Origin of the sequence: Vibrio fujianensis (assembly GCF_002749895.1) — a bacterium.
In the GTDB taxonomy this organism is placed as follows: Bacteria; Pseudomonadota; Gammaproteobacteria; order Enterobacterales; family Vibrionaceae; genus Vibrio; species Vibrio fujianensis.
This window is the reverse complement of sequence record NZ_NBUS01000054.1, coordinates 157,058-170,486: the sequence shown is the minus strand read 5'-3', so window position 1 is coordinate 170,486 and position 13,429 is coordinate 157,058. Positions and strand designations below refer to the sequence as shown.

Genomic DNA, 13,429 nt, shown 5'->3' with positions numbered 1-13,429 from the left:
TATTGTTCTTATTCTACCTCGTTACGTAGCATCTGCCTATACCAAGGGATGATTCCTCTTTTACGTAAGGCCAGCAATTGGCGATGGCCTTGATGATATAATAACGAAAGTTGCCCAGACTCACCGGTATCTTGCCAGTCAATGCCAAGGGCTTGATACCGGGCCAACACCTCAGGATGGGGTAACTGCCAGCGGTGGCCTTTCGCCAGAGACGCCAATGCCAGTTGTGGACTCACCCGCTGAATAAAGTTAAGCGTTGAAGAAGTTTGGCTACCATGGTGAGGCACTAGCATCACATCACTGGCTAATATGGCTGGCTCTCGACTTAGTAACCATTCGCCTATCGCTGTCACATCTCCGGTTAACAATAGAGAGTGGCCATACTCTGGCTCTTCAACCCGTACCACACATGAGTGAGGATTTTCAGCACGTTGCACTAATCGAGGAGGCCAAAGCGCAGTAAACGTTAACCCTTGCCATTGCCAAGATTCACCTTGAATACAAGCGCGAAACCCCTCTCTTTTTTGACTAGCACGAATCCAACTCGGCGACAGCAACCGCTGAATATCATTCAGCCCTCCCGCATGATCATTATCTAAGTGGCTAATAATCACGCCATCAAGTGCTGTCGCACCACGATGTAAAAGCAAAGGAGCCACCAGTGATTGAGCATAACTTCCCCCTTGCCAACTGCTTCCTGTATCATACAAAACAAAGGCATTATTTCGTTCGATCAATACCGCTAAGCCATGGCCGACATCTAACACATCAACCCGCCAACTTTTTTTATCCGGAAGGCAGATCCACATCGCCCCCATAATACAACCGATCGCCACCCAAGCTCTTAATGTCAATATTGGCCTGAAAAACCATAGGATCAATAGCAGTAACAAGAAATACTGAATTGATAAGCTAAGATCAAGCCAACTCTGTTCTGAGAAGTTCAATGAAGAATGAAGCGGCCATAATGCCCAATCCACCCACTGCCACCACCAAGAGACCTCACTCTGGAACATGCTATAGCCAAGTAAGGCTAGAAACAGCACTGGGATGACCACCACACTAAACCAAGGAATAAACAATATGTTATAAAGAACGGAAGAAAGACTAACCCCAGCAAAAAAGTAGGCGCTCATTGGAATCATCAGTATCGCCAGTCGGCATTGTCCCCAAAGTGCTTTTTTCCACCAAATTAACTGTGGATTAAGAGTTGATATTTGATAAATCACCAGACTAACAGCGAGAAAAGATAACCAAAAACTGGCCGTGAGAGCCGTAAATGGATCCCATAATAAAACCGCGGCTAAAGTAAGGAGGATTCGCTGTGTTGCGGTCACTTTGATGTGCAACATCAGCAATAAAATCGTTAGCCAGCACATAATTAAAGCGCGCTGCGTCGGTAATGTAAACCCAGCAAGCCAAGCGTACCCTAGCGCAACAACGCCACCCAATAAAAAAGGTAGCCACAATCCACGCTTGACTATTCTGCTCAGTAGTAGGCCAAGGCCATAACCCACTCCAAACGCCATACCAATATGTAGCCCTGATATCGCAGTAAGATGAATCAACCCACTATTACGTAGCCCTAACCACTGTTGTTCAGTAATCAAACTGCGCTCGCCAAAAGTCAGCGCAAGAATAATGCCTTGTACAGCACTAAACTCCGTTAATTGCTTCACCGTTGAGTAGAGTTTTGAACGTAAATGGTTATTCGAGATCACTTGGTAGGTTGAATTAGCTTTGACATTAGCACGCGCGACCCAACGTTGACTGAGATAATACGACTCAAGATCAAATCCAACTTCATTTAGTCGTCCATAAATTGGCTTTACTTGTACCAGAAATTCAAATTGATCCCCCGGTTGTAATTCGATGGGCGCAGATAAGCGTATTTTAGGGGTCAAAAAAAATGGTAAAGCACGATGATTTATTGATCGAACCACAGCTGAACCAGAAAAACCGTGCGAAGTTGCGTTAAAAAAGCTGTTTACTTCTCCTTTTATGGTAATATCACTATCAAATTGTAAGATAATATTGGACTGCGCTCTCACTAAATTACCCTGTGTTATTATTACCAATAAAGCCAGAGCAATCCCGATGCATCCTCTGCACCGGTTAACCAGTAAACTCAGACTCAAAGCAATAAGTAGACCTAATGCTATAAACCAGTTAGGCATCCAAGGCCAATATGGGGCAGAGATCACCGTTAATGAGAATGAAGCCAGTGTCCAGTAATTCGATAAGAGAGTCATGATCCCCTATGCCAAGAAAATTTATTAAGCGTTTTATGCCAGATCACTCGGTAATTAAGCGTCAAAAGGCATTAAAAATTTTTGGCTCGCTCCTATATAACCCCAATTTATGGTGTTTAAATCGACGCTCTGCCGCTGGTGCTTTTGCTGTTGGCTTATTTATGGCTTTCATTCCGCTACCTAGCCAAATGATCATGTCAGCAGGTATCGCCATTTTATGTGGGGTTAACCTACCGTTATCGGTAGCTTTAGTCTGGATTACTAATCCTATTACCATGCCTTTTATCTTTTATTTTTCTTATAAAGTCGGGGCTTGGGTGATGAAAGCTCCGCCGCAAGATTTTCATTTCGAACTGAGCTGGGAATTTCTTCACCATCAGATGCACGCTATTGGCCCCCCATTCCTATTAGGCAGTATAATCTGTGGCACCATTGCCGCTCTTTTGGGATATTTTGGCATTCGCTGGTTATGGCGATATTCGGTCGTCCGCAGTTGGCAAAAACGTCACATAAAAAAACTGTAATCGATTCACTGATGATTCAATAACAAGAAAACACACTTGAGGTAGAAAATTGCGGACCAATCGCAACTTCGTTTGCAATTAGTTGTGGACTCATCATGAGAAAAACCCCCTTTGCACTGGCTAGGGGGAGTACTAAGACTATTTACTGCGAAGCACTGATGCCGGGTGCAGACGACTGGCTCGAGCAGCAGGATACCAAGTTGCCAATAAACTAAGCATAATCGCCGTGCCTGACACCAAAAACACATCACTCATCATCAGTTGTGAAGGTAGAAAATCAACAAAATAGATGTCTCCAGATAAAAACGAATGACCAACGAGCGACTCAAGCCCTTTCATTAAAAAAGTTAAATTCGATGCGATCACCGTTCCCACAGCACTGCCCACTAAGCTGCCGAGCACACCAGAAAAAACACCTTGCCAAACAAAAATACGTTTCACTAAACCATCGCTGGCTCCCATAGTGCGTAAAATCGCAATATCAGCGGCTCGATCTTTCACCGCCATCATTAAGGTCGATACAATATTAAAGCTAGCGACGCCAATCACTAAGACCATCACCAAATACATAATCGTTCTAACTAATTGAATATCTCGATACAAAAAACCATATTTTTGCTGCCAACTGCGTAAATAAACATATTCATGTAGAGTATTACCCACTTCACGTACTATTTGGTTGGCATTCAAAACCTCTGTCACATTAAGAGCAACGCCGGTCACCTTATTACCTAACTGACTGTATAGTTGGGCATCTTGCAAAGGTAACAGTGCGAGGTTATGGTCAATTTGTCCATTAAGATTCAATAAACCAACAATTTTCACCCGGATTCTCTTGGGCGCTTGGACCCGCCTATCATGTTGTTGCGTTGGGATCATTAACGTGATCCAATCTCCGATATTCACGGCTAATTGTTTTGCCACACCTTGTCCGAGAATGACTTGCTGCTCACCTGAAATAAACCTCTCCCAAACTTCCGGTGTCACAAACTGAGCCAGTTGGGAAACAGCGCGCTCTCTATCGGGATCAACACCGCGAACTTCGATCGCTTTCAATTGGATACCTTTTTCCGCCAACGCAGTAAACTTAACGTATGGCGCGGCAGCTTTGACTCTCGGATGAGAGGTCGCTTGCTGCACGATCCTCGGCCAATCTTCAATCGGGCCTCGAACGCCTTCTAATTCACCATGGGGAATCACGGATAAAACACGCTGTTGCAACTCTCTTTCAAAGCCATTCATCGCAGATAAGCCAATAATAATAACCGCGACCCCCACCGCTATCCCAAGCGTTGAAGCTAAAGAGATAAAGGACACCAGCTTATTACGTTGTTTTGCTCGACTAAAACGTGCCCCAATCAATAAAGACAAACTGACAAACATTATGCCTCCGAGACCGTGAGTAAAAGACCATCTTGCATATGCAGTTGTCTATCCATCTTGGCCGCTAACTGGCCATCATGGGTTACCACGAGAAAAGCCGTCGCAAATTCACGGTTCAACTCACGCATCAAATCGTAAATAGCTAATGCAGTTTGATGATCTAAATTCCCTGTCGGTTCATCAGCTAGGACTAAATCTGGTCGATTGACTAACGCGCGCGCTATGGCCACACGTTGACGTTCGCCTCCAGATAATTCAGAAGGACGATGCTGTAACCGATGCGCAAGCCCAACGCGAGTGAGTAACTGCTGAGCAGCTTGCTTTGCTTTTGTTACCGATTGTCCCCCAATCAATAAAGGCATGGCCACATTTTCTAGTGCAGTAAAATCGGCTAATAAATGATGAAATTGATAAACAAATCCCAAATGTTGGTTACGGATTTTGGCTTGTTTATTTGAACTCAATGCGTTGAGATGATGGCCAAGAAACTCGATATTGCCACTATTGGCTTCATCTAATGCACCTAAAATATGCAGTAAAGTACTCTTACCTGATCCTGAAGAACCAATGATCGACACCAGCTCTCCACGTTGCATGTCAAAACTAACGCCTTTAAGTACTTGGGTTTCTAATTCACCTTCTTGGTAAGTTTTACAAATTTGGTGACAGCGTAAAAGGTTATTCATAACGTAAAGCCTCAGCGGGTTTAACCGCAGATGCGCGGTAAGAAGGAAACAGTGTAGCCATAAAACTCAATACAATCGCCAATAAAACCACAGCGATGATTTGCAATGGATTGATCACAACAGGCAGAGAACCACCAACAGAAAAAAGAGCCACGCCAGCCAATGCCAACAGAGCATTCAAATTCATGGCAACAATAATCCCTAACGCACCACCAACCACAGCTCCAATCACACCACTGCTCGCTCCTTGAACTATAAAAATCATCAATATTTGGCGGGCGCTCATACCTTGGGTTTTTAAAATAGCCACTTCCGCTTGTTTTTCCATCACCACCATGATCAAGGCTGAAATAATATTAAAGGCTGCCACGCCGACAATCAGTCCAAGCATCAGCCCCATAATATTCTTTTCCATCCTCACGGCTTGAAATAATTCGCCTCGCTGCTCTCGCCAATCACGCCAGTACCAACCGGTAGGTAATGTCGTTTGAGATAACTCGGTCACATCGAACGGATCCTGCAAAAAAATGCGCCAACCAGAAATCGTTTGATCATCAAAACGAAGTAATCGTCCCGCATCTCGGAGATGTGTCACCATCAGTAGCCCATCAAGATCAGAGCCGGTATTAAACATCCCAGCAACGGTAAAGTTACGCTGGCTCGGTATTCGCCCTAATGGGGTAAATTGACTCGCCTGTGTCACCATGAGTCGCACCGTATCCCCGACCGACACATTTAAATTACGCGCTAAGGTATGCCCTAAAAAAATCTGATAAGCTCCAGACTGTAAATCGTTGACTCGCCCAGCAATCAAATAATTCCGGATAGGATCATCAACGTTAGGTTCGATACCCACCATTAACCCAGCAGAAAGCTGTGATGCACTTTGTATGATTGCTTCACTGCGGACGATTGGCTCTGGCTCTTTTTGTGGTGATAATTGGCGCACAAACTCTGGCGCTTGTTGCTGCCAAGGCGTTTTCTCTTGTGCTTGACTAATTACCGCTTGTGGTAATACTCCAAGGACACGATTTTTTAATTGCGCTTCAAAACCATTCATCACAGAAAGAACAGTCACTAATGCCATCACACCAATCATGATCCCGGCGGTAGACATATAAGAGACAAAACGGCTAAACCGGTCACCTGAGCGGCCACGTAAATAGCGTAACCCAATAAAAATCGAAATAGGGTGAAACATAATAAAAACCAAATAAATAGAGTGCCGTTACTGTAACGATATTCCCGCTAAGGTTGTAGTTTTTCTTTGCTAAATCTGTGCAAGTCATCGTTTGATTGACACACATAACAAGGACATAGCTTGATTCCTAGCCGTTAATGACGATAATCAACACAGGTGAGAAGGAACCAACTATGACTGACCAAGAATTTTTTACTGTACACCACGCACTCAATATTAATGTCGAGCCTCTACCCGCTGAATTTACTTTACCTTCTCAAATGGATTTTGAAGCAGAGATTCCCACTCCATTTGTGGTTGCCAGTGAATTTAGTCAATTAGATCAATTAAATGACGCCGCTCGCTTAGAGTTAAAACACAGTGACTTTAAACACGTGATTCAGTTATTGGAAACTCAAAATAGTAAATTGAATTTACTGCTGAGTTTTATGCTGTCTCAGCAAGATGATCCTACGCTACGTACAACCACGACCACATTTGGCGCGAGCCAATTGACTTACCGCTCAAACACTCGCTTAGCCTTAGGCGCTCAGCTTCGGCTCAAACTGTTCATAGAGCATCCCGCGGCAGCAATATACTGTTATGGGCAAGTCATTGGTTGTGACGATGAGCAAAGCCCGGCCATCATTACCGTCAAATACACCTTATTGCGTGATAATGACCAAGACTTACTGATTAAAGCCGCACTTTATTGCCAGCAAAAATTACTACGCCAGCGCTCTTTAGATCGAAATAAATCATAACGAACCACACGACCCATGATGACAAATACTCTATTTGACCTCCCAGAACTTCGCGGTCCGGGCGACAAAAAATATCTAGGTAACTTACCAGGCGCTAGTTTAGCGCTCACCATTGCCCAAGTGGCACAGCGCCATACAAGTCACACCTTACTTGCGGTGCCCGATCCACAAACCGCCTTAAGGTTGGTGCAAGAAATCGAGCAGTTTAGCCAAGTTCCTGTTGCGCTTTTTCCTGATTGGGAAACGCTCCCTTACGACAACTTTTCACCACATCAAGAGATTATTTCCGATCGCATTGCTCGGCTGTATCAGTTACCTTCATTAGGTAGTGGCATCACGATTGTGCCGATCAGCACACTATTACAACGCCAAAGCCCTCGTGATTTTTTACTCCAGCACACACTCATGGTGACAAAAGGCGATCACTATTCGTTAGAAAAGTTACGTCTCCAATTAGAAAATTCAGGTTATCGCCATGTTGATCAAGTATTTGGCCCCGGAGAATATGCCAGCCGAGGTTCGATTCTCGACCTGTTCCCAATGGGTAGCCAAGTCCCCTATCGAATCGATTTCTTTGATGATGAAATTGATACCATTCGAACTTTCGATCCTGAAAATCAACGCTCAATCGAAGAAATTTCGCAAATTAGGCTACTACCAGCCCATGAATTCCCAACCACAGAGAATGCAATAGAAGCTTTCCGCTCTCGCTGGCGACAACGGTTTGAAGCGCGTCGAGAGCCTGAGTCTATTTATATGCAAGTCTCTAAAGGCACTTGGCCTGCAGGTATTGAATACTGGCAACCCCTTTTTTTCGAACACACAGAAACCCTATTTGATTATTTGCCAGAAAATAGCCAACTGATTACCTTGGGGCATCTCGAGGCTTCCATTGTTCAATTCTTAACAGACGTGGCTTATCGTTATGATCAGCGTAATATTGACCCTCTGCGTCCCCTGCTGCCTCCTGAAGAATTATGGTTAAAAAAAGAGGAGCTATTTACTCAACTCAAACGCTTACCTCAATTACACCTCTCTAGCGAGTCGATTGATGAAAAATCTGGCCGCAGCAATCTCAACATTTCGCCATTGCCCGATCTGGCCGTACAGCATCAACAAAAAGAACCATTAAGTGCCCTGCGCCAATTTAGTGAACAATTTAACGGAAAAATTATTTTTTCGGTGGAATCGGAAGGACGTAGAGAAGCGCTATTAGAACTGTTACAGCGGATAAAACTTCGCCCACAAGCTTATCCGTCTTTTGCTCAAGCTTGGCACAGTCAAGAGAAGTTTTCCCTCGTACAAGGTTTAGCAGAAAAAGGCGTTATCTTTCGTGACCAAGATGTTGCCTTTATTTGTGAAAGCGATTTATTCGGGGCAAGAGTGGTACAGCGGCGCAAAAAAGATCGCAAACATGTCAATAGTGATGCCGTTATCCGTAACTTGGCAGAACTTAAGCCCGGACAGCCAGTGGTTCACCTTGATCATGGAATTGGTCGTTACCTTGGTTTACAAACATTGGAAGCGGGTGGTATCACCACCGAATACGTCACACTCGAATACCAAAACGAAGCCAAGCTTTATGTCCCCGTGTCTTCTTTGAATTTGATCAGCCGTTACTCTGGGGGGGCTGAGGAATCGGCCCCCTTGCATAAACTGGGTGGAGAAGCTTGGGTTAAAGCTCGGAAAAAAGCCGCAGAAAAAGTTCGTGATGTCGCCGCCGAATTATTGGATGTGTATGCTAAACGGGAATTAAAACCTGGCTATCAATTTCATCTTGACCGAGAGCAATACGCGACTTTTAAAGCCACCTTCCCATTTGAAGAAACAGATGACCAAAGAATGGCCATCAATGCCGTGCTTTCAGACATGTGCCAACCCAAAGCAATGGATCGTTTGGTGTGTGGTGATGTCGGGTTTGGTAAAACGGAGGTAGCAATGCGAGCCGCTTTCGTCTGTACCGACAATAGTAAACAAGTTGCGGTGTTAGTCCCCACCACACTATTAGCGCAGCAGCATTTTGAAAATTTTCGCGATCGTTTTGCCAACCTTCCTGTACGGGTAGAAGTGCTCTCGCGTTTTAAGTCAGCCAAAGAGCAAAAAGCGATCATGCAGGATGTGGCGGATGGTAAAGTTGATATTGTCGTCGGCACCCATAAATTGCTTTCCAGCGAATTAAAGTTTGCCGATTTAGGTTTGTTGATTGTCGATGAAGAGCATCGTTTTGGCGTGCGCCAAAAAGAAAAAGTCAAAGCCATGCGGGCCGATGTCGATATTCTCACACTGACCGCGACCCCGATTCCTCGCACACTGAATATGGCGATGAGTGGTATGCGAGATCTCTCCATTATTGCTACCCCTCCTGCCCGTCGCTTAGCCATTAAGACCTTTGTGCGACAAAGTGAAGAGAGTATCATTCGAGAATCCGTACTACGGGAAATCATGCGCGGTGGTCAAGTCTACTTCTTACATAATCAAGTGGAAACAATCGATAAAGTGGCGGCCGATTTAGAAAAACTCATTCCTGAAGCGCGAATTACGGTGGCACATGGTCAGATGCGAGAACGTGAGCTAGAACGCATCATGAATGATTTTTACCACCAAAAATATAATTTATTGGTCTGCACCACCATTATTGAAACGGGGATTGACGTTCCAACCGCGAATACCATTATCATTAACCGTGCTGATTCATTAGGGCTGGCTCAGTTACATCAACTGCGGGGGCGAGTAGGTCGCTCTCATCACCAAGCCTATGCCTATTTACTCACCCCACATCCGAAAGCGATGACTAAAGACGCACTCAAACGATTAGAGGCGATTGCTTCGTTGGAAGATCTCGGTGCAGGCTTTACTTTAGCCACACATGACTTAGAGATTCGTGGTGCAGGTGAGTTATTAGGTGACGAGCAAAGTGGGCAAATTCAATCGATTGGATTCACTTTGTACATGGAAATGTTAGAACAAGCGGTTGAAGCACTAAAATCGGGTAAAGAGCCGTCATTGGATGAGTTATTACGTGAGCAAACAGAAATTGAACTCCGTATTCCAGCACTGCTACCGGATGACTATATTCCCGATATTAATACTCGCTTGTCGATGTATAAGCAAATAGCCAGCGTCTTCCATCAAGATGAACTCGCTGAATTAAAAGTTGAGTTGATTGACCGATTTGGCAAATTACCAGATGCTGCCTTAAATCTGTTAAATATTGCAGAGCTTAAACTGACCGCAGCAAGGTTAAAAATTCGTAAAATTGAGGCGCACGATAAAGGCGGTTATATCGAGTTCTATCCAAATGCTGACATTAACCCGATGTTTTTGGTTAAACTATTGCAAGCTCAGCCAAAATTATTTGCAATGGATGGCCCAACCAAGTTTAAATTTACTCGAACTTTGGTCGATAGAAGAGAAAGAATTCAATTTATTACAGACATGCTCAATGAATTCCAGCAGAATTTATTACCTGCGGCCTAACCGTTGCCAGCGCTGCGGATAAAATAGAATACGTGCTAACTGGCACACAATGACGGAGTCATAATGAAACAACTGATCCCACTACTACTTTTGCTCGTATCTATGCCTAGTTTGGCACAGCGGCAATTTGATATTGAAGTGATCATCTTTCAACGTACCGTTAATCCAGAACAGATTAACGAGTCGTGGCCTAATACGCTTCCTGAGATTAAGGTTACTCAAGCAGGAAGCTTTAATGATGTCCAATACCGTAATAGTAAAGGGGTAATCATGCTCCCTTACTCCGATTACAAACTTAATGAGCAAGTCCAGCGTTTAAGAAATCATGCCGGTTTCCAAGTCATGCTGCATACCGCATGGCGACAAGGTGATCAAGGTCGAACGCGTGCACCTATTTTTCATATTCAAGCAGGGAAAGATTACTCACAACAATTTAATCCAGATGGTAGTGAACGAGTACCAATCGAGCAAGATGAAGCTCCCATCGATGGGGTCGTTGAACAAACGATTCGCCAACCACTTTATGAGCTAGATGGCACACTGCAGATTTACGTGCAGCACTTTTTATACGCCGAAGCAGTACTGGATCTAAAAAAACCGAGCGTACGCGAAATCATGTTGCATGATCAACGTCTTGCGCTTGAAAATGAACAGGACTCAGCTGCTACCATTCAAGTCGGTCATCTCACGGCCATTTCACCGACCATGGAAACCGAATCCTTCCTTAAATCTTATCGTTTAGACCAAAAACGTCGCATGCGCAGTAGTGAAACGCACTATTTGGATCACCCACTGCTAGGCATCATTATTCAGGTTCGCCGAGTTCAATAGTTTTTTACGCCCCTTACTGGGGCGTTCTACTCTCACCGATTGGGCCAACCATGCACTGCGAATTTCTTATTAATACTCAACACTTATATCTACGCCTTATGACACTTGATGATGCACCCGCCTTGTCAAGGTTAATTTGCACTTCCCCTTCACTGCATCAATGGATCGATTGGTGCCATCCAACCTTTACTCAAGAAGAAGCCGAGCGTTTTATTTTGGCGACCCGGCTCAATTGGGTAAAAGCCCGGGCTTATGGGTTTGCGATTATTCAAAAATCGACCCAACAGTTGGTCGGGATGATCGCGATAAATGAATTCTATCCCACCTTTAATATGGCAAGCCTAGGTTATTGGATCGGCGATGCTTTTCAACGTCAAGGGATGGCACTAGAAGCCCTAAATGCCATCACTGAGTGGTGTTTTAGCCAATTACAGTTAACTCGCTTAGAAATCGTCTGCGATCCTGAAAATTTACCGAGCCAACACTTAGCTGTCGCTTGTGGTGCCAAACAAGAACAGTTAGCGAGAAATCGATTTTTGTTTAATGGTGAACCTAAAGCTGGGGTAATTTTCTCGCTTATACCGCAAGATATTGAAAAATAAATAACAAGAGATAAGCCTTTTCCCTAGGGTCTGTTGATCCTAGTCATGATTCCAATCGAAACACCAACATTTGACGACCATCACCAAATGATAATTGATAATGGTTTTCATTTGTATTATCGTTACATGAAATGATAACACCGTCAGTTTGGTAGGTCATATTGCTGTGCCTGAAATCAAAACCGTTTCTCAACGTTTTGATGCAACAACATCACAGACTCACGGCCTCTGCTTATATAATGATCAAAGGATTTGGATTCATGGCTATTCCTCGCATTACCAGTTATACACTTCCAGATACAGAACACTACCCGCTCAATAAAACTCAGTGGCAAATCGATCCAGAAAAAGCCGTTCTTCTCATTCATGATATGCAAGAATATTTCGTAAACTTCTTTGACATCCACCACCCTCCTATGACTGATGTCATCCATCGCATTCAACGCTTAAAAACCCTTGCTAAACGTTTAGCAATTCCGGTCATTTATACCGCCCAGCCCGCAAATCAAGATCCGAATGAGCGCGCACTCCTGACCGACTTCTGGGGCCCTGGACTTCAGCAAGAAACGGCAATTATTGGCGAACTAGCACCAGAAAACGATGACATTGAATACGTCAAATGGCGCTATAGTGCCTTTAAAAAAACGCCTTTACTTCAGTTCATGCAAGAAAACAATAAAGATCAACTGATCATCTGTGGTGTCTATGGCCATATCGGAATTTTATCGACAGCACTGGATGCGTTCATGCTCGATATAAAACCTTTTGTGATTGGCGATGCTATCGCTGATTTCAGCCAAGCCGATCATATTCATACCCTAAACTATCTTGCTGGGCGAGCGGCTAATATACAAACGCTGGCAGAGGTTGAGCAACGCCTGGCAGAGAAAAAAACCGCCCTCACACTGGATCAGATGTGCCTAGATGTCGCCAATACCTTATGTCTTGAACTGGATGAAGTTGATGTAAATGAGAATCTCCTTTTCCTCGGGCTCGATTCCATTAGGGCCATGGTACTGTTAGAAAAATGGCGTCCATTTGGCGTTCATCTCACCTTTGCTCAATTAATCGAAAAGGTCACGCTCAAGGAATGGTGGGAGCTTATTCATGATCAAACGCCTCAGCAATCCATAGAATCCACCTCGGCATAACCCTACATCCCTCAACGACAGAGCGTTGCTACCCAATCATAGGTTTAAAACGACATGCACAACTCACTATGCAAACAGGTCACTATCCGTTGGACAGAGAATGAAGTTCCCCACATCACCGCTAATGATTATGAAAGTCTTGGCTTTGGATACGGTTATGTCCATGCCCGAGACCGTTTATGTGAAGTCTCAGGGCAGGCTATTACCCTACGTGGTGAGCGTTCTAAGCACTACGGAGCCGAACAATTCTCCACCATTGGATTTTTGAAAACGACCAATCTGAACTCTGATTTAATGTTCCGCCTAAGGCTGCCTAAACCGTGGGTAGCGAATGAGCTGAATAAATTGAGCAAAAATACCCGAGCATATATCCGTGGGTATGTCGCTGGTCTTAACCACTATGTCAGCCAGATGACAGAAGAAGAACGTGCAACAATAAGCCCTGACGAGGTGCTTGTGCATTTTGAAGAAGAGGATGTGGTTCGTGCTGCAATGCGTTTTGGCATTATGAAAGAGCTGGTCGAAATCGGCCCATATCTCGTTTCTTCTGCTACTCAATGGCGCGAAACCCCACCCCAC

Annotated in this window: 11 protein-coding genes; 7 read left to right on the top strand and 4 right to left on the bottom strand. The window is 44.3% G+C overall.

Translation table 11 applies throughout. From position 1 onward, the window contains the following. Positions 1 to 8: 8 nt before the first annotated feature. Positions 9 to 2,252, bottom strand: coding sequence for a DNA internalization-related competence protein ComEC/Rec2 (locus tag B7C60_RS13875; RefSeq protein ID WP_099612175.1), 2,244 nt, complete (start codon positions 2,250 to 2,252; stop codon positions 9 to 11). Between the two features lie 8 nt (positions 2,253 to 2,260). On the opposite strand from B7C60_RS13875, the gene B7C60_RS13870 reads away from it, so the two are divergent. After that, positions 2,261 to 2,776 carry a DUF2062 domain-containing protein gene (locus B7C60_RS13870; RefSeq protein WP_099612174.1) on the top strand — a complete coding sequence of 172 codons (516 nt, stop codon included), beginning with the start codon at positions 2,261 to 2,263 and terminating at the stop codon, positions 2,774 to 2,776. Positions 2,777 to 2,914: 138 nt separating this feature from the next. On the opposite strand, the gene lolE is transcribed toward B7C60_RS13870, so the two are convergent. From lolE to lolC, 3 genes are read right to left on the bottom strand one after another with little or no spacing between them, the layout of a single operon-like run. Then, the gene (gene lolE, locus B7C60_RS13865) at positions 2,915 to 4,159 is read right to left on the bottom strand and encodes a lipoprotein-releasing ABC transporter permease subunit LolE (protein ID WP_099612173.1); all 1,245 of its coding nucleotides are present in this window, start codon (positions 4,157 to 4,159) and stop codon (positions 2,915 to 2,917) included. Continuing rightward, complete coding sequence (gene lolD, locus B7C60_RS13860; RefSeq protein WP_099612172.1) at positions 4,159 to 4,845, bottom strand: lipoprotein-releasing ABC transporter ATP-binding protein LolD; 687 nt, start codon at positions 4,843 to 4,845, stop codon at positions 4,159 to 4,161. The genes lolE and lolD overlap by 1 nt, the downstream gene beginning before the upstream one ends. Continuing rightward, positions 4,838 to 6,046, bottom strand: coding sequence for a lipoprotein-releasing ABC transporter permease subunit LolC (lolC, locus tag B7C60_RS13855; protein WP_161426893.1), 1,209 nt, complete (start codon positions 6,044 to 6,046; stop codon positions 4,838 to 4,840). The genes lolD and lolC overlap by 8 nt, the downstream gene beginning before the upstream one ends. 173 nt (positions 6,047 to 6,219) lie before the next feature. Between lolC and B7C60_RS13850 the strand changes: the two genes are divergently transcribed. The 6 genes from B7C60_RS13850 to B7C60_RS19425 form a co-directional block, all read left to right on the top strand. Next, positions 6,220 to 6,789 carry a PilZ domain-containing protein gene (locus B7C60_RS13850; RefSeq protein ID WP_099612170.1) on the top strand — a complete coding sequence of 190 codons (570 nt, stop codon included), beginning with the start codon at positions 6,220 to 6,222 and terminating at the stop codon, positions 6,787 to 6,789. 15 nt (positions 6,790 to 6,804) lie between these two features. Beyond that, positions 6,805 to 10,266, top strand: coding sequence for a transcription-repair coupling factor (gene mfd / locus B7C60_RS13845; protein WP_099612169.1), 3,462 nt, complete (start codon positions 6,805 to 6,807; stop codon positions 10,264 to 10,266). A gap of 63 nt (positions 10,267 to 10,329) precedes the next feature. Continuing rightward, entirely contained in the window at positions 10,330 to 11,097 is a 768-nt protein-coding gene (locus tag B7C60_RS13840; RefSeq protein WP_099612168.1) for a peptidoglycan binding protein CsiV, read from the top strand. Positions 11,098 to 11,147: 50 nt separating this feature from the next. Next, positions 11,148 to 11,699, top strand: coding sequence for a GNAT family N-acetyltransferase (locus B7C60_RS13835; RefSeq protein ID WP_099612167.1), 552 nt, complete (start codon positions 11,148 to 11,150; stop codon positions 11,697 to 11,699). Positions 11,700 to 11,959: 260 nt separating this feature from the next. Continuing rightward, entirely contained in the window at positions 11,960 to 12,850 is an 891-nt protein-coding gene (locus tag B7C60_RS13830) for an isochorismatase (protein ID WP_099612166.1), read from the top strand. Positions 12,851 to 12,904: 54 nt separating this feature from the next. Beyond that, a partial coding sequence (locus B7C60_RS19425) for a penicillin acylase family protein (RefSeq protein WP_245869473.1) occupies positions 12,905 to 13,429 on the top strand: 525 nt, incomplete at its 3' end.